This is a genomic window from Nostoc edaphicum CCNP1411 (assembly GCF_014023275.1).
In the GTDB taxonomy this organism is placed as follows: domain Bacteria; phylum Cyanobacteriota; class Cyanobacteriia; order Cyanobacteriales; family Nostocaceae; genus Nostoc; species Nostoc edaphicum_A.
The window spans coordinates 3,831,206-3,851,726 of the sequence record NZ_CP054698.1 but is presented as its reverse complement, the minus strand read 5'-3'; the positions used below and the strand labels follow the sequence as shown (position 1 = coordinate 3,851,726).

Here is a 20,521-nt window from a genome sequence, read left to right as displayed (position 1 = left end):
AACGTCTCCACATTTATGATTAGGGATTATTCAATCCCTTCAATCCCTTCAATCCGGTCTTCAACCTCTTGGTACAACTCGCGTAGACGATCTAAATTATCTTCGCTAGTTTCCCAATAACCGCGTCCATTCACTTCCAGCAAAGTTGATACAATCTTGCGGAAAGAATGGGGATTAAGGTTCAACAACCGTTTCTGCATTTCTTCATCTTTGATGAAGGTTTCGTTAGTATCCTCATAAATCCAGTTATCCACAGCGCCGGCTGTCGCACTCCAACCCGTTGTATTCACTAACCGCTTGGAGAGTTCGCGCACACCTTCGTAACCGTGAGACAGCATCCCCTCGTACCATTTGGGATTTAACAATTTGGTACGCGCATCCAAACGCACGGTTTCTGATAATGTCCGCACTTGGGCGTTAGCTGTGGTTGTATCTGCAATATAAGATGCTGGTTTTTTACCATCACCGCGCAGACTTGCCACCAGCTTTGTGGGATCTGAATCAAAGTAGTGGGAAACGTCCGTTAAGCTAATCTCGGAAGAATCGAGATTTTGGAAAGTTGCATCAGCAGTTTTCAATGTACTTTCAAAAATCTGCCGGGATTCGTCCATGATTCCGGGGTTATCGGAATTGAAGGAGAAGGATTTCCGGTTGAGATACATTTCCTGCAACTCGGCTTCGCTATCCCAAGTGCTGTTTTCTACTGCCAAGTTGATATTTGACGAGTAGGAACCAGAAGCGTTGGAGAAAACGCGCGTCGCTGCTTGACGCAGATTAATCCCCATTTCTTCAGCTTGCAGCAAGGCGTGTTTGCGAACAAAGTTCATTTCTAAGGGTTCATCTGCCTCGGCTGCCATCTTCACGCCTTGGTCTAGCAGGTTCATTTGGTTGATGAACAAGTCGCGGAATACACCAGAACAGTTGATTACCACGTCAATTCTGGGGCGTCCCAACTCTTCTAGAGATATCAATTCCAACTTGTTCACCCGTCCCAAAGCATCGGGAACTGGACGCACGCCCACCATCCACATAATTTGTGCTAGGGATTCGCCGTAAGTTTTGATGTTATCGGTTCCCCAAAGGACGCAGGCGATGGTTTCTGGCCATTTTCCGTCATTTTCAGCCTTGTTACGGATCAAAAGCCTGTCTACAACAATTTTGGCTGATTGAACTGCTGCTGTTGTTGGGATGGATTGCGGATCTAAAGCATGGATATTCTTACCAGTGGGCAATACATCAGGGTTGCGGATGGGATCGCCACCAGGGCCAGGTAGAATGTATTCACCTTCTAAGCCTCTGAGTAATGCCCCTAGTTCGTTATCCGCACAAACTTGTTGCAGACAGAATTCCAAATATTCAACTAGGGGTTTTAGGGCGGCGGTGTCAACTTTGGGATAACCTGCTTTATGCAATGCTTCTACCCAAGGTTCCTTTTTACCCATGTTGAAGAAATTCAACCGGGAAACTAGAGAAACTCGTCCTTCTGCGTCGATTTGCTCTTGGACAAGGGCGGTAACTGCTGCACGGGTTGCCAAGGTGATATCTTGCAATAACTGGACATCTTCTAAAATGCCTCTGTCATTATTTTGGTAAATATCATCAATGTTACGCCCAATGCTGTTAGCGATAATTCCCGGTAAGCCTTGAAGTCCTTCTTCTTGACGATCTAGACTAGCAATGTTGACGAGAGTTGCGATCGCTTCTTCTGCACTTGGAGGTTTACCAATGACGTGCAAACCACAAGGCAACAACCGCGACTCGATTTCCATCAACTTGCGGTAAACGTTGCCAACAATATTATCGCGCTCATCAGCACTCATATCTCTGGCATCGGTTTCTGGCAGGTGAATATCCTTATCCAGATTCACGATCCGACATTTATCCATGATGCTGTTGACAATGGAAACACCGCGTCCACTATCTTTCAAGGTTTGGTAGGAAGCAATTAACTCGCTGAGTTCCTTCAAACCTTTATACAAACCAGCATTTTCTGCTGGAGGTGTCAAGTAAGAAATTGTTTCGGCATAACTCCGGCGTTTAGCAATTGTCGCCTCACTCGGATTATTAGCTGCGTAGTAATACAAGTTGGGAATTGAGCCAATTAAGTTATCTGGATAACAATCACCAGACATCCCCATCTGTTTACCTGGCATGAATTCCAAGGAACCGTGTGTACCAAAGTGCAGTACAGCATCAGCTTTCCAAACTTGCTCTAGGTAAGTGTAGTAAGCAGCAAAACCGTGGTGAGGACTCGCTGAACGGGAGAATAACAGCCGCATCGGGTCGCCTTCGTAACCAAATGTAGGTTGTACACCGATGAAGACATTACCGAATTGCTTACCATAAATCAGCAGGTTTTGCCCGTCGCTGTTGAGATGTCCGGGAGGTGGGCCCCAGTTTTCCTCTAAGCGTTGAGAGTAAGGGGTCAGCGCCTCATACTCAGGAACCGACATTTTGTAAGCAACGTTCAGTTCTGGGCTGTTGTACTGCGCTTGAGCGTCATGAATGACTTCTTGCATCAACGCTTCGGCTGATTCTGGCAATTCTGGTAAGTCGTAGCCGTTATTTTTAAGGGCTTTCATCACCTCGTAAATTGAGCCGAATACATCCAAGTAAGCGGCGGTTCCCACGTTGCCTTTATCTGGCGGGAAGCTGAAAACAGTGATGGCGACTTTTTTATCCAGCTTCGGCTTGCGGCGGAGGTTAGCCCATTTTAAGGCGCGTTCGGCTACAGCTTCAACCCGATCGCGCAGTGCGATCGCTTTCCCGGTAGTTCCATCTCTACCAGATAAGATAATCGGCTCAATTGCTCCATCCAATTCCGGAATTGCAATTTGCAAAGCTACTTGAATTGGATGTAACCCTAAATCGCTATCCATCCACTCTTCTGTGGTTTGGAATACTAAGGGTAATGCCACCATGTAAGGACGATTTAAGCGTTTGAGTGCTTCAATTGCCTTGGGATGGTCTTGTCTGGCTGGGCCACCCACTAAAGCAAAACCGGTCAGCGATATCACTGCATCTACCAACTGTGTGTTGGTAGTCGGTTCATAAAAGTAAGCCTCAACAGGCTTGGAGAAATCCAAACCACCAGCAAACACAGGTAGTACCCGTGCGCCTAGTGCTTCCAACTCCTGCACCATTGCTACATAATGGGCATCATCCCCTGTAACTAGGTGAGTGCGTTGCAATACTAACCCGACACAAGGAGCTAGGGGATCTTTTAGATCGCTAGAAATATCCTTACGAGCTGTATACCAATTGAGGTACTCTCTGACATCTTCAAACATATTGGGAGCCAAAGGATGCCAAATCCCTAAATCGGGATAAACCACCGGCTGTTCATAAGTAGAAGGTGCAAAATTTTGTTTTTCTAAACCTTTAAATACATATTTATCAGCTAGCATCAGCAAGAAGTTTTCCAGATTTTCTGGAGAACCACCTAGCCAATACTGAAAACTGAGCATGAAATTTCGGGCATCCTGTGCCTTATCCATCGGTAAAAACTTCAGCACTTGCGGGAGGGTTCGCAAAAGCTTCAGCATTCCATCTTGGAATCCCGCACCGGATTTTTCTTTGCGTTTCCGCATGAATTGCGCGATCGCACTTTTTGACTGACCCAACTGTGCTAGAGAAAAGCTGCCCATTTTACTCAGGCGCATTACCTCTGGCATTGAGGGAAAGACAACGGAAACATCGAGATGATCACGGTGTGGTTCTACTGCTGCTACAACTTTCTGTGCTAAGTCTTCGATGAAAATGAGGGAAGCGATGAAGATATTCGCATTCTCAATTTCTCGCTTGAACTCCTCGTAATTTTCGGGGTCGCGGAGTTCCTCAATCAAGTACCCGCTAATTTCAATCGCCAAGTTGGGATTGTTCGCGTTAATTGTGCGAACCGCTTGCGACAATGCGCTCTGGTACTGGGACTCAAGCACGACATAGACCACCTTGATTAAACTACGTCCGCGTAAGTTATCAGGCGCAATGTGTCTAATGGTGGACTTGACGTGTGTGAACATGCTTCTTCGGCTCCTTTGATGCGTGTTCTCTGAAGGAAGTTCCTAGCGGCATCATCAGCCACAGGTAACTTGTGATCTTTAGGCAATATCTGTTTTTTATCAGAAAACGCTTGCCCAGTAGGCATTTTATCGCCTATATGACACAAATCGATATAAAAAACGAAATATTTCTTTGTAATTGTTGACTTTACATAGAAGTATTCGCTCACATTTTGTAAATTTCTTGTAATATATTTTAATCGTTAAATAGCTATTTAGATATATTATTCTATCCATAAAACAAAACCCGCACAAGCGGGTTGTAAAATTGGTGTTTTGTTTGGCGGAATGCCTTAGCTGGCAAAAAGGAGAATTTCTAGCCTCTGGCTGGAAAAAAGAATGAAATCTACAAGTAATATTGCAAGCTTCATCAAAACTTAAAAAAATAAGACAAAAAGAACTTGAATATTTTTTTGCTGTATGAAAGAATGCAAAGTTATTGCTTTTGTTAACCTTCGCTTAATTTTAGACCCTTGTAAATCAACTATTTCACATTTAACACCCTAATTGACCAATCCCACAAGTTAAAAATAATACTTTTTTATGCCCAAATAATACTGAAATATATTTTGTAAATATCTGGGCTGATGGGTAAACCTATGCTTATCAGTCACTCACCTGATATTTACCCAAGAGTAATCTTACACGAGCAGAAAAATCATACTTCCACAGCAGGTATTCAATTCTCCATCCTAAATACTTGAAAAGCTGAAAAAAATCTGTGAGGAGTGACCTAGATAATTAAGGTATAAACTGATGAAAAATTTAAGTTTTCAAAAATCAAGCTATATTACTCAAATCAAAGTTTTATTATTAACATTTTTGATAACAATTATTCCATTTTCTTTAATTTTAACATTCGTCAAATTCAAAGCTAAAGTCCCTACAGACTATTTGACTAGAGATCCATCTGCCATAATGAACGTACCTTTTTATCTGGGATTATTCTCAAATATTGGTATATTATTTTGGTGTTCTTCTGCAAGTATCTGCCTCTTTAGTTATATACTACTCAAAAAAGATATTAGAGCTAAAGAATATTCATCATTTTTTTTGTTTTCTGGGCTTCTGACATCTTTGTTGCTTTTTGATGACTTTTTTTTAATTCATGAGAGTGTATTTCCCGATTATTTACATATTAATGAGAAGATAGTTTACGCTGGTTATATTGTACTTGTATTGATGTTTTTTCTCAAGTTTAAAACAATCCTGAAGAAGACTGAATTTCTGATTTTATTATCTGCGTTTATGTTTTTTGGATTATCAATTGTTTGTGATAATATATTCCCCAATATCCCTGTTGCCATAGAAGATACGTTTAAATTAGTAGGAATTACTACTTGGTTTACGTATTTTGCGAGGATATGCTTACAACGGGTGAGTAGACTTTTAAGTTTGTCACTTTTGGAGAAACAGTCTTTGTCACGCTAAGAGGTTGTTTTAAAAATCTAATTTATCAAAACAGAATTCAGGAGTCAGGAGCCAGAATTCAGTTGGGTATTTTGTGCGACTGGCGGATGAATCAAGGGCGTTTTTGCACCCCCACTAAATCGTTCGCGCAGCGTCTCTGAAAGAGAAGATTTAGTGGTCAACAAGACAGTGGCGGGTCTGAATCCCCCACTGATAGCGCAGCGTTAGCGAGTCCGCGAGCGTCTTGATTCTGACTCCTGAATTCTGACCTCTGAATTCTTCTTCAATACTCACCGGGTGACTATAGGTCGCGTCTATACGAGACTTTACCCACCTCCGTGGGTTAAAAACCAATACGCTTGGGTTAAGCGCTACTTGTACAAAATCGTGGGTTTTTGAGACGTGATAAATCGCCGTCTATACAAGTGTTTTGGTATTATCTGAACTGTGTTGGGTTAAAAACTCTTGATTTTGTATTAGTCCACGGAGGTGGACTTTGCTTGTTTATAACAATTCAATTAATAATTGCAACACATCCTTGGGCAAAGACGTGATGAATCGCGTCTCTACAGATGGTCTATTTGTCGCATTCTTTTTTCAAATTGGTATTAGATATTTAATTGAGTTAACTTGATGTCTAAATGTTTATTTCTCTTGGAACGTCCAGACTCCTTCATCCCAATCTGATTCTGTTGGAGGTGATTGTAACCAATGCTGACAACGCAACAGATGCAACATAGCAGCTTTGTCTTGGTTATCAGCTGCCAAAACTAGGGCAAATTCAGCTCTAGCACGGTTAAAATCGCGTTTGAGGTAATACTCGCGCCCTTTATGATAGTGCTCAATCACTTGCAATTTTTCGCTTTCAATTGGATTGGAACGCAAACCCAGTAATTCATATATAGCTACTGGCTCATTTCTGCCTTTGACACGAATGTAATCTAGTTCCCTAGCCCAAATATAATCTTCGCATGGTTTAAAAGTGTTATGGCTAATAATAATGTCGCAACCATACTGTTTACTGACACTTTCTAATCGAGAGCCAAGATTAACACCATCGCCAATAGCGGTAAACTCCATCCGCTTACTAGAACCAATATTCCCACTAATTACGGTATCAGAGTTTATGCCAATGCCGATTTTGATTCTAGGTTTATCATCTACATAACGACGTTGATTAAATTCGTGCAGGCGAACCCGCATTTCTAAGGATGTTTGCACTGCCATCCAAGCATGTTCTTCTAATGGTAGAGGAGAACCAAAGACAGCCATAATGGCGTCGCCGATGTATTTGTCCAGGGTGCCTTTATGTTTAAAGACTGCTTCTACCATTGATTCAAAATATTCATTGAGCATACTCACCACTTCTTCTGCTTCTAAGTTTTCTGTCAAAGTGGTGTAGCCACGAATATCTGAAAATAATATTGAAACTTCTTTGCGATCGCCTCCTAGTTTAGCGTCATCCAATTTCAGCAATTCTTCGGCTAATTCCTGGGTCATGTAGCGGTACATCGTACTCTTGAGCCGCTTCTCATCACTGATATCTTCCATCACCACCAGCGCCCCACGGACTTGCTCTTGGTCGCTAGCATCGGCAATTGTGTTAATCGATAAATTAATACTGTGCTGTTCTGTACCAGTAGTTAACAGTGTGCGATCGGGATAATATTGCTGGCGGCCTTTTAAGTCAACTGCATGTAAAGCATCTTGATACCACTTGCTAAAGTCACCTTCTTTGATGCCGATGACATCATTAACTAATTTACCTTCTAAACGATCATCAACTCCCAGTCCTAGCAAACGTTGGGCGCTTTCATTGGCAGCGATAATTAACCCAGTTTTATCAGTGGAAACCACTCCATTAGAAAGACTACGCAGAATGTCCCGTTGCATTTGTTCTTGTTGCTTGACTGTGGCAAACAACTGAGCATTTTGCAGCGCTACTCCTGCTTGAATATTAAAAGCTTCCATGAACTCTTCATCGTTGCGATCAAAGCTAGCTTGGAAACATTCGGGAGCTTTCGGCCAAGCGGTTGGATTATAAGGTGGAAAATCACCAGTTTTCTTTTTATTTACAAGTTGGGTAACACCAATCAGTTGTTGATCGGCATTAAACACTGGCATACAAAGTAAGCTACAAGTGCGATAGCCATTTTGCTGGTCGAGTTGTTTGGCGGTATCCGAGTCAGGATCATCGTACAAATCAAAGGCAATATTTAGTTTCTTGCCAGAAGCCGCTACTATACCAGCAAAGCCTTTACCTACGGGGACTCGCAACTCTTTGGTTGAACCATCATCCTGAGTGATTTTCGTCCATAATTCATGGCGATCGCGGTCTATTAACCATAGTGTACTGCGATCGGCATTCATCAGTTCTTTGGCTTCATCCATCACCCGCTTCAGGGTGTCTTCTAAGTCGAGACTGCTTTGAGAAAGAGACTTAATCGCCTTCATTAGCGCCGCCACTGCTCTTTGTTTTTGGGTGGCGACATAAAAAGAGCGCGAGGACTCTAAAATCAGGCGAATTGAAGGGGCAAATTCTTGAAATAATTGTTCGTCAGCACAGCTAAAACCTTTGGTATCAATTCGCTCTGCAAGTGGAGCATCATGATTATGACCAGATTTTAATTTATTCAGTAATTGTACTACTGCAACTAATTGCCCATGTTCATTTAAGAGTGGCAAAGCCAGCATAGTGTAAGTGCGGTAGCCAGTTCTTTTTTCTTGTTCTTGGGCAAAATGCGATCGCGGATCACTATAAAAATCAAAGGGAATATTGATAACTTGCTTGAAAGTAGCGACTTCACCACCAATACCTTTATTAGCGGGGATGCGAATTTCTAAAGAGCGACCGCCTTCCCCTTCAGCCACAATTGACCAGAGTTCTTGTTTTTCTTCATCCAATAAAAAGATCGTTGTCCGGTCTGCTCCTAGTAATTCCCCGGTTTTTAAGGTAATGGAATGCAACATTTCTTGCAGAATGGTTTCAAACCCCTGAGAATCCAGCATTGACAGGGTTTGATGAACAATCTGTAATTTTTGCTCAACATCTTGAACGACCTGTTTAAAAGTATCTTGAGTCAGGGGAGCAAGAAACGTAGAAAAAGTTCCTTGTCTTGTGGCAAGAGCACCCACAGGAGCAGAATTTGCTGTTAACTCGAGGTTTTCTTGGTTGTGAACACTAATAATCACATCAGTGGTCTCCCCACAACTTCCTTGATACGCTGACATAACTGGTTTTATATAGCAGGATGAGATTTTAGATTTAAGAATGAGATTAAACTTATGTAATTGGTGTTAAAAGCAACAATTGCTGAACATTATCCATAGTTTAATCCCTTGTTCAGCCAGCGTCATCCTGTGAATCAAGGCCCAAGTTGATTACCAACAAGCATGGCTTAACTAGAATCCTTTCCCACTGGCGGATACAGATAGATGAATAGAGGGTCAAACCCCTCATTTAAACATAAACCAATGTTTTCCGTAGGTGAGAGATTATTGGTATTGCCTGGTAATCTGTTGTGGGGGCATACAAATGAGCATTGCTGTATCAGTAAGGCATGGTCTATTTACATGGGAATAGCTGCAAACTACAAGCAATTATACTGAGATAAGATTAGATTTAGCTTAACTGCGATCGCTTCCTTTCGCATATATGCCAAGGGACTCCAACAAATACAGGGTTTACAAAAATAATAGTCGAGAAGAATTAAGTTTTAGGTAGGGGCAATTTATGAATTGCCCCAGAGTGCGTATAGTTTTATACTTCTATTAGAAATTAAAATGGTGCGTTACGGCTTTAGCCCTAACGCACCATACTTAGAATTTCCTAAAATCCATCTTGCGTATCAGTAAATACGCCCTTCCCGATTAAGTTGTTCTTCATGCTTGGCAATAACCCAAATTGCATGAATACTACCGGGAAGCCAACCTAGAACTGTGAGCAAGATGTTAATAAACAGGGTAGGCCCAACTCCAACTGTGAGGAAAACGCCTAAAGGAGGCACTAATAAACCTAGAAGAAAGCGAACTAATTTCATGATTTTACAACTTTGTGATTTTGTTTAATTACATTCTTTTGAAGATGCCGAATTAGGAAATCCACCTTCGGAGATTTTATGTAGGTTAGAAACGTAATTTAACTGGCGTCTCTACTGCCTGTAATACTTATCTTGAAGGTAATTCATTTTGGCTTTTTACATCACCACTACTAGTTAAGAGGTTTCTTTCAACAAAGTAGTTGTTAATAAAGGTATTAGCGAAAGATAGAATCACTGGCCCAAGAAGGAAACCAATAAGTCCACTAACTGAGAACCCAGGAACTAAGACTGCTGCTAACCAAAAACACAAACCGTTAACAATGAGCGAAAATGCTCCAAATGATAGAAAATTAAGCGGTAGGGAGAGAGCAGACAGAACTGGCTTAACTGAACCGTTAATTAGACCAATTACTAAAGCGGCAATCAAAGCTGCGGGAAAATTAGCAATATTAACGCCTGGAACAACTAAATCAACAATCAACAGGCTCAAAGCTGTAGCTAGGGCGGTTAATAATGGTGTCAACATGTTTCTGACCTAATCACTAAATGGTTTTTTGTTTTTTACTTCTTATCTAATCTTTAACTATGTGCTAGAGTTTCACCTCTCTTGCAAGATAGAATTTACTTCTATCATTAGGTCTATCATTGAGAAAACTATATATAGATAGGTTTACGAATCTGGTGTTTACCCTACCCTAACCCTGCCCTTGAAAAGCTACGGTGTACACACAAGTTATCAAATCACTACCAGTCCTCGAATTACCCCACCCTAACCCTCCCCTTGCAAAGGGGAGGGAACTAGATTTTCTTGTTTCCCCCCTTTACAAGCTACGGTGTATACACAAGTCCTAAAATCCTTGCCTGGTAAGATGCAAGCCTTAGTAGGCAAGCTTTTGAGCTTATCAAGCTGATTATCAATAGTGTCAGCTTATTGATATAGAATTAACGGAAAATCAAGGATTTTAAAAATAATTTTCCGTTCTTTTCCCTCTATTTGATTCTCAACCCAACTTGTGTATACACAGTAGCCTTTACAAGGGGGGACTAACCCTCTTCTGTCACTTTCCGAGTATTCTTAATAAAAGGATTAAAATAAAAAACTCTGGAAGGTAAGCAGGGCAATGGATGTAGAATTACAAATCCTGAAACATTTGGCAAGAGACGCTCACCCAACAGTTGCCACGATAGATGAATATTGTGCAGAGTATAAAGACCTGTTTAAAGAAGTAAGAAATTATGAGTGCTTCAAATATTTACATCTGGGAATAATGTCCCAAATTCAAAGAAAATCATTACCAGAGATAGCGAAAGTAGTAAGTATAAACTCTGCACAGTCGTTACATCATTTTCTAGCAAATTCAGATTGGTCAGTAAATAAGTTAAAACAACGAAGATTAAATAAATTAAAGAAAGAATTAGATGGTCAGGCAATTACAGTAGTAATAGATGAAACAGGAGATAGGAAAAAAGGTAAAAAGACTGATTATGTGGCTAGGCAATATTTAGGAAGTGTGGGTAAGGTAGATAATGGGATAGTTTCAGTCAATGCTTATGGAGTTTGCTCTAACATAACTTTTCCATTAATTGTAAAAGTATTCAAACCAAAAGGAACCCTAAAGGAGTCAGATAAATATAAAACTAAAATAGAGTTGGCATCAGAAATTATTACTGAATTAATCGAATTAGGCTTTAATATTGAATTAATATTAGCAGATAGTTTATATGGTGAAAGTAGCCAATTTATTAGAAAAATAGCTGAGTATAAATTAGATTATGTCGTAGCGATAAGAAGTAATCATGGAGTCTGGTTGCCAGCAGGACAGAGGGTTAGGGCGAATAAGTGGTGTAAATTTGAGAGAACATTTAGCAATCAGAAATCAGAAATTAGATACATTAGGAAAATAATTTATGGTAAAAAAAGAGCCATAACTTACTGGGAAATAACTACTGACCCAGAAACTATGCCAGAAAATTCTACCTCCTTCGTGATGACGAATCTTCAAGGGAATTTGAAGAAGACTTTAGGCGATTTATATGGATTAAGAACCTGGGTAGAATATGGGTTTCGACAGTGTAAACAGGAACTAGGCTGGACAGATTACCGTTTCACTAATTTCCAACATATTGAGAGATGGTGGGAGATTATTTTTTGTGTTTACACGATGATTAGTTTAAATTCTCCAGTCTTCTTAGGCTTCAATCAATCTCGTCAACTTGAGACTGAAGCACAAGAAAATAGTGATGTTGATTTTTCTAATCATCCGCAATGGAATCATGAATCAGGATGGAAGAATACTTTAAATAATCTGCGTCTCATTATCCAACCACTTTTACTATTTTGGTTAATTTATCCCTGGTTAAGTATTTTCCCTAATTCACAGTTGTTACTGGGATTCAATCATTTAATTGCAGCCATGAATCAATTTAAACCCTTTTATGCTTCTGGATGATTTAGCTCCTGAACTACTTGCTTATTCCGGAAAGTGACAGAAGAGGGATATTACCGTGTGAAAGTTTGTAAATTATTGAATCTATTTTTACGACGAAATTTTTGACCACAAAAATAATAAATTCTGTTTTCGTTGTAAAACATTAGTTTTAAATACTTTTATCAAATACCCAAAAGTATCTAACTGCACATATTTGCTATGATAAATCATTTCATTAGCTAGCAATCTGTCAACGCGTAAGTTATGACTATTAAAGGTTCCAAGGATAATGTTCTATTAAATAGATAAATATTTTGAGATTCGCCAAATAAATTAGTGAGATGTATGTTATGGTTTTTATAGGAATCAAACAAGTTAAAAGCACAAAAAGACTTCAAGACAAGTTTGAGGCAAGCTCAAGAAAGTTTTTTTGCTCTGGTAAGTCCACTTCAATTAGCTACATCTTTTTTTGACGAAAATCTAAAACTAGATTGAGTAGGATAGTAGCCTTTGTAACAACTTGAAGTCAATCACAATTTATCTGGGTATGAGCCAATAAGAGTTGGCTAACCTAGCTAGAGCATTACCCACAAAAGGCAATTACTCTTGGAGTCTGGGAAGAAAGACTCTTAGTACAGCCTGACAAATCCATAGGAATACAGAATATTTACTAACTTAATTCGCGGTTGAAAATGTTTACTCCCGCAATATTAAGTTGAAGCAGTTGCTGACTTTTGGAACGAAAACTCCAAGCAGAATGGTGTCGTTCCATAATTTTCAGGAATTTAACCATACTGTTAAAAGTCATCAAGATATTTTCTAAGCCAGAGTGTTAGGGATTGCCTGTGCAGGCATTATATTACTGCACCTGTAACAATACTACTCGGTTAAGCATTTTGAACCCAAAGTTTGGTTTTGGGAAAGGGTTACTGGGTTTGGGTTAAAGGTTTTAATTTCCCTTTCCCCCTTCCCCTTTCCCCCTTAACCGACAAGTATTGGCACCTGTAACTACTACTTTTGGGTTGGAATTTATCCTGCTGCATTAATCACGAAACGAGAAGCGTGATAGATGTTCTTTGCGACTTGACATCAGCAAAATCAGAAAAGTTGTAGCGACCATTTAAGAGTGGATTGCAATTTGGTTGGTTGTGTGGTTCAGGGAACAAATCTGCGTTCATTTGAATTCCTGCTGCAACCACTCTTGAGGCTTGAGCAACCATTTGGGATTCTGTTACAACAACTAACAATGCTGAAGTCAAAGTTTTAAAGGCTTTGTTATTAGGAAATAGAGATTTCTCTATCTCTTAAGCCATCGCTTCGTGGGTAAATATGTTCTGATTTTAACTGTTTTTGCCAGGATGCGATGTCTAGCGACAAGTTGCTATGCATATACGCCAACAGGCTCTACTTCCCTACGACGCCAAGGGTGAAGATTTCACATCAAGCTTACGACCCATCAACTAAATCATTGTAGGAAACACAACCATGACTGAGCAAAAGATTAGACAAATAGCTTTCTATGGTAAAGGCGGTATTGGTAAATCTACCACTTCTCAAAACACCCTAGCAGCAATGGCTGAAATGGGTCAACGCATTCTGATTGTCGGTTGTGACCCTAAAGCTGACTCTACTCGTTTGATGCTACACAGTAAAGCTCAAACAAGTGTTCTGCAATTAGCTGCTGAACGTGGCGCTGTAGAAGATATTGAACTCGAAGAAGTAATGCTGACAGGTTTCCGCGATGTACGTTGTGTGGAGTCTGGTGGCCCTGAACCTGGTGTGGGTTGCGCTGGTCGTGGTATTATCACCGCTATCAACTTCTTAGAAGAAAACGGTGCTTACAAAGATGTTGATTTTGTAAGTTACGACGTTTTGGGTGACGTTGTGTGCGGTGGTTTCGCTATGCCTATCCGTGAAGGTAAGGCACAAGAAATCTACATCGTTACCTCTGGTGAAATGATGGCGATGTATGCAGCTAACAATATTGCTCGTGGTGTTCTCAAATATGCTCACACTGGCGGTGTGCGTTTGGGTGGTCTGATTTGTAACAGCCGTAACGTTGACCGGGAAATCGATTTAATCGAAACCTTGGCAAAACGTTTGAATACCCAAATGATTCACTACGTACCTCGTGACAATATTGTTCAACACGCAGAATTGCGTCGGATGACTGTTAACGAGTACGCTCCTGACAGCAATCAAAGCAACGAATATCGGACATTGGCTACCAAGATTATCGACAACAAAAACCTTACTGTCCCTACCCCAATTGAGATGGAAGAGTTGGAAGAGTTGTTGATTGAATTCGGTATCCTGGAAAGCGACGAAAATACCGCAATGCTTGTTGGTAAGTCTGCTACTGAAGCACCTGTTTAAACTATTGCTAAGTAAATAATGGTTTAGGGTGGGCTGCTTGCCCACCCTTTCATTTTTGCATTGTTTTGTTTGAAAGGAATATACCGCGATCGCTCGTTTGTATGCAATACACTTTGACCTCAATACGGTTCGGTTAAGGCAAGAGACGCGATAAATCGCCGTCTCTACAATTGGCGGCGTGTTATTAAAAAACCTTATCCGAACTGTATTGATTTTGACCTCTCTCCAAACCTCTCTCCTAAAAGGAGAGAGGCTTTGAGGTTTACTCCTTTTTCTACACTAGTTTTAATCCCTAATAGGGATTTTGATGAATTGCAATCCAACGTAGAACCCCACAGACAGCTAAATTCAGCGTTTCAATCCCTAATAGGGATTTTGATGAATTGCAATGCTCATAGAAATTGTTGAGCAACTGCCGGCTGAAATGTTTCAATCCCTAATAGGGATTTTGATGAATTGCAATAGTATTACCCGACGGTTATGTTGTTTTTTCAATAAGTTTCAATCCCTAATAGGGATTTTGATGAATTGCAATAAGGGTAGAAAGTTTAGTAAATAATCATTAGTTATGTTTCAATCCCTAATAGGGATTTTGATGAATTGCAATAAACAACAGATACAGTAATAGCTTATTACGTTTCAGTTTCAATCCCTAATAGGGATTTTGATGAATTGCAATCTAGGGAATATGTACTTAACCTTAAGTCCTGTATGGTTTCAATCCCTAATAGGGATTTTGATGAATTGCAATACTCCGGTGTAAAAAGGGTATATCACAACATCGAGTTTCAATCCCTAATAGGGATTTTGATGAATTGCAATCCATCATTGTTTACTCCTGGTGGTAAAGACATCACCGAGTTTCAATCCCTAATAGGGATTTTGATGAATTGCAATTTTATAAGTGTTTCCAATATAAGGATGAAAGCAATGTTTCAATCCCTAATAGGGATTTTGATGAATTGCAATGATAGTACCGTCGAACCGGAGGAGGTCTGGCATAAGTTTCAATCCCTAATAGGGATTTTGATTGATAGCACTACGTCTGTTGTTCCCTTGTATCTGGCATAAGTTTCAATCCCTAATAGGGATTTTGATGAATTGCAATGTGGCGATTACAATGTGATTGCGGAAATGTGATTGGTTTCAATCCCTAATAGGGATTTTGATGAATTGCAATTTTCTTGGCTGGCACTAGATGCAGAATTAAGGCAAGTTTCAATCCCTAATAGGGATTTTGATGAATTGCAATATCCGCCAAGGGCAAAGAACTGTTGATCTGGTGTCCGTTTCAATCCCTAATAGGGATTTTGATGAATTGCAATGATAGTCTCAACACTGTTACAGGTGATCGCTTGACGTTTCAATCCCTAATAGGGATTTTGATGAATTGCAATTTTAGCTGAATTCTGTTTGAAGGCGAGATGGAAAGTTTCAATCCCTAATAGGGATTTTGATGAATTGCAATTTCAATCTACTGCTGATTGGATGTTTAGGCAGTGGAAGTTTCAATCCCTAATAGGGATTTTGATGAATTGCAATTGAAATTATGGAGAATTTCACATACTGCTATCATCGTTTCAATCCCTAATAGGGATTTTGATGAATTGCAATCTTTTGATAAGCGCCTCAAGAAACTTGAAAACAACGTTTCAATCCCTAATAGGGATTTTGATGAATTGCAATTCGTATCTGTTCAAGCCATTTTTGATCTGGTGATTGGTTTGTTTCAATCCCTAATAGGGATTTTGATGAATTGCAATAGTGAATATACCGAAGACTTGATTTTTGCTGATTGTTTCAATCCCTAATAGGGATTTTGATGAATTGCAATGGCGGGAGCCTCAAACTCAAGCTGTATTTAGTTTTCAAGGTGCGGTTGCGCGATTCAAGGGCAATCATAGCATTAGAGAATTCATTTGGGAAGAGTGTTAGGAAAATTTCAAGGCTGAAATCGAGTTTTGATAAGCATTTCAGAGATTGCGCGGATGACGAGTAAGAGAACAATGAGTTGAAAGCCTTACTGTAGTTGGAATAGAGGCACTTTTCTGGGGCTGTCGAATTTGTACACCTACCCCTCCGCGCATTTGAAATACAGAAATCTATCTAGAAGTTGACTCAGCAAAGAAAATTGTTTCGTCCCGTGGCTGTTCTCCGCCAATACGCTCAACTTTTCGCTCACAACAGCCACAGAGAAAATAAAAGCGCACGCTATCAGTGTCAGGTTTGATTAATTTAGCTAAACGCGATCGCAGTTTAGCATACTGAGTAGAAGTGATATCGCACTCAAACACACTCAGTTGCATCCATTGTCCGTAAGACTTCAAAACCGAATGGATTTTAGTCCGACGCTTATCTTCTGGAATGTCGTAGCTGACAACAATATACATGAAGGGAATAGGGAATAGGGAATGGGGAATGGGGAGAAATTACAAGTTATTAGGACTTACGCACTGTACAACTTAATCATCGTATGAATATACGAGAATGGGTCGTTTCAGCCTTTTATTAATCGTTCTTCGATGGTCAGATGTAGGGGTAAAGCACATTGCTCATGCGTGTCAACTTAAGCCAAAAATAGCGTACTGATTAGGTGTTGTTCACCCGTCAGGGAATATAATTCCCTGACTAATTGCTCAAGTCTACTGAAGTAGACTGAAAATTTTTGCGCTATGAAGTCCTCTTCAGAGGACTTTAGCTATGAGACAGGGATTTATAATCCCTGGCGGACATGAAGTTTCGCGTTAAGTTGACACCAATGAGCAATGTGCTTTACCCCTACGACAGACGTGCTTTTTCAAAGAATTCATATTTGGTATTTTCTGTCAATGCGTAAATCATAGTTATTTGAGAACTAGGGGGGGATATTTATCGATTTCGTTCATTAGGTATTTACTTAATAATCTCGCCTGAATTTCAAAAGATTCTTGGTAGGTGCATTTGTTTCCCATCACTGGATGTTTGAAACTCGATAGTTTCTTTTGTTGGTAGGTGCGTAGAAATGTATGCAGTCCTTCTTTGGTTAAAGACACAGCACCACTGAGCGGTTCGGTGGTAAAATCAGTTAGGGTTAGCGATCGCTTGTTAATCAGCGACAACACTACAGCATCCACTATTAAAGGACGAAATTCTTCCATCAAATCCAAGGCTAGGGAAGGTCTACCATAACGTTCAACGTGTAAGTATCCTAGATAAGGATCGAAGCCAACAATATTTAAAGCACTTTGCACATCATGACGTAGCAATGAATACCCAAAACTCAGCAGGGCATTAACCGGATCGGTTGGTGGGCGGCGTTTTCTGGCTTCAAATTTAAACTCTGGGGTTTTGATTAGCTGTTGAAAACAACCGAAATAAGCTGCACTACCCGCACCTTCTAAGCCTCTGAGGGAATCAATACTGCTAGTTTTTTCGATTGGTGCGATCGCGTTTTCCAATCGAGTGATGTTATTATTCAGGTCAGTATCAGGATGTTCTCGCTGAGTGCGAAGTAAGCTATGGCGGTAATTTTTCAATTTACCCCGCACAAATCCTCTGACTAAATGTATTGCTGGTTCTGATTCTCCCACAGCTTGCCATTGGGCTTTACGAACAAAGATATTTTTAGTAGCTTCTGGTTCTAAACGCCCTAAATATCGTCCGTTTTGTGTGAGAAATGTTAAACAAATGTGACGTTCTAAAAGTTCATTGACAACGGCGGGAGAAATAGTAGCCCGTCCTAGTACTACAATTCCCTCTATTTTAATTAAAGGGATATCCATGATTGTTTTTTGTTCAGCTTTGACGGTGAGACGTTCGTCAACTTTACCGATAAAAGCATCGGTTTGTGTCACGTAAAGTGTTCCCATTTTTGATGATTCCTAGTAATAATTGGGGCTTGAGTGAATAGATTTGTCGGGTATAATTAAATACGGGTTAGCAAGGGTTGTTGGTGTAGATAATTGTTTTTTCAAGACGCGATTCATCGCGTCTCTACATGATGGTTTTGGGGTATGATTTAATTTACTTCTTGGTAACTTTTGACTTTATCGGTTGCTTTGGGCAAACATTGCGAATAAAGACTGCATCCTTGGCAGCGTTTGCTGTAAACTGGTTTTGGCATTGCTCCTGTTTCTAGGAGATTTGTGACAGATTCAATAGTAGCGATCGCACTTTGCCGTAACTCTGCATTAATCTCTACTAATTGCCGTTGATGGGAGTGGGCATAATAGATATATCCAGTGTTAACTGGTTGTCCTGTCATCTCTTCTAAACATAAGGCTTGGGCGCAAACTTGCAACTCATCGTTATCCCATTCGCCTTTGCGCCCTCGTTTATATTCTACTGGATAAATTTGACCATCTTCTGCTTCAATTAAATCAGATTTACCGATGAGTTTGTATTGCTCAGACTTCAGCCAGATTGCTCGAACTTGCCAAGTTTCTCCTCGCTGTACATCGCTTGTCGTGTGGACGCGATCGTGTAAAGTTGTGCCTTCAATTGTGTATTGATTATCCGTAAATTCCCCCGCACAAAACATCCTCCAACAGCGATGCGGACAATAGGCATATTGATTCAATGCCGCAATGGAAATATATTCAGTTTGATTCATAAATTATGTGGTTTTAAATGATTATTGAAATTATGGAGAATACAGCCGCCGTGTCATCCCCATACCCATTGTTGTTTTGCGACCAATTCCTGCATACAAAGCAAAGTCAGCTAAAGCGTTAATTTGCTTAATTTGTATGGGTTTAATTTCTCCCAAAATCTTGTAGTTAACTTCGCCAATGATGCCAATAAATTTGCTGCGAGAGTCGGCTAATATTTCTGTGTGAATATTGACAAATGAGGGAAATATTGACTCGATCGCAATCTGAGAAAATTCTATACCACTGTATTTATTCCACCGCGAAAGTAGGGAATTGAAAACAGATTCTCTGGTAGGAAGGGTACTATCATACTGTCCTTGACGGAAGGCAGTAGGCGTGGAAAAGGTAAGATTAATGGAAGGATTGCGTAGGCGTAGCCCGTCGCAGACATCGCTAGCTTCTTCGTATAATTGAGCATAAGTACTAGCATTTGCCCAAGGTTGAATAGATTGGGGTGTGCCTTGAATGCTGGTAATATACAAGTCAGCCGGGCCAAGATGCCAAGGGCGATTGGGATTAAGATTTAGCCAGAGTTGGGTAAGTTTGCCAAATAGAGTGTCATCTAATAAAGAGATGCGCCACCAACAAGGAGTTCCGGCGGGAATGGGTTGTTGATGTGAGTACTGCAAACTACTGCTAGTAGAAATTTTAGATTTATATTTACCCCGATCCTGTTCCCTATCCCCTATCCCCTCTCCCCTTATTTGTAGAGGGGAAAGGGTGAAAGCTTTATCTGCGGTGGAATCGTGCAAGCGATCGCCCAATGTGGTATCTACAGAACTAACGAGGGTTAAAAATAGGGCGTGGAGATGTCTACCTGTAAGATACTGTGGTGGAATAGGGGATTGAGGTAGCAAATTCAACACTAAACTATGAGGCATACTTTCTCTTTTTGGTTGTAGACTGAGTGATTCTTGACTCTACAGTAAACTCAGGGATTTCCTGGAGTTCAGCATCACTCAAACTATACTGTTCACAAACGAGACTTAGGCGATTTCCTGGGGTTTTGACAGCGTTAACCGAATGGGTTAAATCACCTTGAAAATAAACTAAAGTATTGAATTGGGGCTTAATTTGCCCAAGTTGGCGTTTGTGCGATCGCAATACCAGTTCTCCCCCTTCCATATCTGCTGGTACGCGCACATAGAGAACACTAACAACCGCAGGTGGTTCAATGGTTTTGGAGTAGGAACGTAAAGAGCGATCGATATGCGGATCGACGCGGGAGCCTTCCTTGAGTTGTAAAGGATTGAGGTAAAAAGCATTACAACTCGGTTGGAGAGCCAAATCTAGGTAAGGTTTGAAGTAGGGAAACTGCTGTTCTACTTTTGCTAATCCAGAACGCTGAAATACTACAGAAAATCCTTTAGTGGCGACAAAATCGCGGTTGAGGTTGTTGATAGCAAAATAAGGACAAGCTTGGATTTCTCCCCACAAGTTGTTTAGGTAATCGCTGGGGAAGGCGTTGGTTTGTTGTTGATAGTGTTTCACGATGAGTGTGAGGAGCGTACAGAACTAACAGGGGCTAAAAATTGTAACGTAATTTGTGACTGGACGCTAGAACCTGCGAAAAA

At 40.4% G+C, this 20,521-nt stretch carries 13 protein-coding genes and 1 CRISPR repeat array; of the genes, 3 read left to right on the top strand and 10 right to left on the bottom strand.

Features of this window, described 5'->3' with window-relative positions; all coding sequences use genetic code 11:
• Positions 1 to 26: 26 nt before the first annotated feature.
• Positions 27 to 4,022: a magnesium chelatase subunit H gene (locus HUN01_RS18780; protein ID WP_181932519.1), complete on the bottom strand. Its 3,996-nt coding sequence runs from the start codon at positions 4,020 to 4,022 to the stop codon at positions 27 to 29.
• A 795-nt stretch (positions 4,023 to 4,817) separates the two neighbouring features.
• On the opposite strand from HUN01_RS18780, the gene HUN01_RS18775 reads away from it, so the two are divergent.
• A complete protein-coding gene (locus HUN01_RS18775) occupies positions 4,818 to 5,492 on the top strand; it encodes a hypothetical protein (RefSeq protein WP_181932518.1) in 675 nt (224 codons plus the stop codon).
• Positions 5,493 to 6,116: 624 nt separating this feature from the next.
• Here HUN01_RS18775 and HUN01_RS18770 read toward each other — a convergent pair.
• From HUN01_RS18770 to HUN01_RS18760, 3 genes are all read right to left on the bottom strand, one after another.
• On the bottom strand, positions 6,117 to 8,702 hold the full coding sequence (locus tag HUN01_RS18770; RefSeq protein WP_181932517.1) for a GAF domain-containing protein: 2,586 nt from the start codon (positions 8,700 to 8,702) through the stop codon (positions 6,117 to 6,119).
• A 617-nt stretch (positions 8,703 to 9,319) separates the two neighbouring features.
• Complete coding sequence (locus HUN01_RS18765; RefSeq protein ID WP_069074421.1) at positions 9,320 to 9,511, bottom strand: YqaE/Pmp3 family membrane protein; 192 nt, start codon at positions 9,509 to 9,511, stop codon at positions 9,320 to 9,322.
• A gap of 127 nt (positions 9,512 to 9,638) precedes the next feature.
• Entirely contained in the window at positions 9,639 to 10,037 is a 399-nt protein-coding gene (locus HUN01_RS18760) for a phage holin family protein (protein ID WP_181932516.1), read from the bottom strand.
• Between the two features lie 595 nt (positions 10,038 to 10,632).
• On the opposite strand from HUN01_RS18760, the gene HUN01_RS18755 reads away from it, so the two are divergent.
• Positions 10,633 to 11,961: an IS701 family transposase gene (locus tag HUN01_RS18755; protein WP_181932515.1), complete on the top strand. Its 1,329-nt coding sequence runs from the start codon at positions 10,633 to 10,635 to the stop codon at positions 11,959 to 11,961.
• A gap of 1,025 nt (positions 11,962 to 12,986) precedes the next feature.
• On the opposite strand, the gene HUN01_RS18750 is transcribed toward HUN01_RS18755, so the two are convergent.
• A complete protein-coding gene (locus HUN01_RS18750; protein WP_181932514.1) occupies positions 12,987 to 13,199 on the bottom strand; it encodes a hypothetical protein in 213 nt (70 codons plus the stop codon).
• A 226-nt stretch (positions 13,200 to 13,425) separates the two neighbouring features.
• Here HUN01_RS18750 and nifH point away from each other — a divergent pair, with 226 nt between their 5' ends.
• Entirely contained in the window at positions 13,426 to 14,316 is an 891-nt protein-coding gene (gene nifH / locus HUN01_RS18745) for a nitrogenase iron protein (protein WP_069074423.1), read from the top strand.
• Between the two features lie 282 nt (positions 14,317 to 14,598).
• Positions 14,599 to 16,150: direct repeats of the CRISPR family, unit length 37 nt; unit sequence GTTTCAATCCCTAATAGGGATTTTGATGAATTGCAAT.
• Positions 16,151 to 16,418: 268 nt separating this feature from the next.
• On the opposite strand, the gene cas2 is transcribed toward nifH, so the two are convergent.
• The 5 genes from cas2 to HUN01_RS18720 form a co-directional block, all read right to left on the bottom strand.
• Positions 16,419 to 16,706, bottom strand: coding sequence for a CRISPR-associated endonuclease Cas2 (cas2, locus tag HUN01_RS18740; RefSeq protein ID WP_181932513.1), 288 nt, complete (start codon positions 16,704 to 16,706; stop codon positions 16,419 to 16,421).
• Positions 16,707 to 17,159: 453 nt separating this feature from the next.
• On the bottom strand, positions 17,160 to 18,164 hold the full coding sequence (gene cas1d, locus HUN01_RS18735; RefSeq protein ID WP_181932512.1) for a type I-D CRISPR-associated endonuclease Cas1d: 1,005 nt from the start codon (positions 18,162 to 18,164) through the stop codon (positions 17,160 to 17,162).
• 149 nt (positions 18,165 to 18,313) lie between these two features.
• Positions 18,314 to 18,907 carry a CRISPR-associated protein Cas4 gene (gene cas4 / locus HUN01_RS18730; protein ID WP_181932511.1) on the bottom strand — a complete coding sequence of 198 codons (594 nt, stop codon included), beginning with the start codon at positions 18,905 to 18,907 and terminating at the stop codon, positions 18,314 to 18,316.
• Positions 18,908 to 18,937: 30 nt separating this feature from the next.
• Positions 18,938 to 19,828: a CRISPR-associated endoribonuclease Cas6 gene (cas6, locus tag HUN01_RS18725; protein WP_181932510.1), complete on the bottom strand. Its 891-nt coding sequence runs from the start codon at positions 19,826 to 19,828 to the stop codon at positions 18,938 to 18,940.
• Positions 19,818 to 20,438, bottom strand: coding sequence for a 2OG-Fe(II) oxygenase (locus tag HUN01_RS18720; RefSeq protein ID WP_174712088.1), 621 nt, complete (start codon positions 20,436 to 20,438; stop codon positions 19,818 to 19,820). Before HUN01_RS18720 ends, cas6 begins: the two co-directional genes overlap by 11 nt.
• Positions 20,439 to 20,521: the final 83 nt, after the last annotated feature.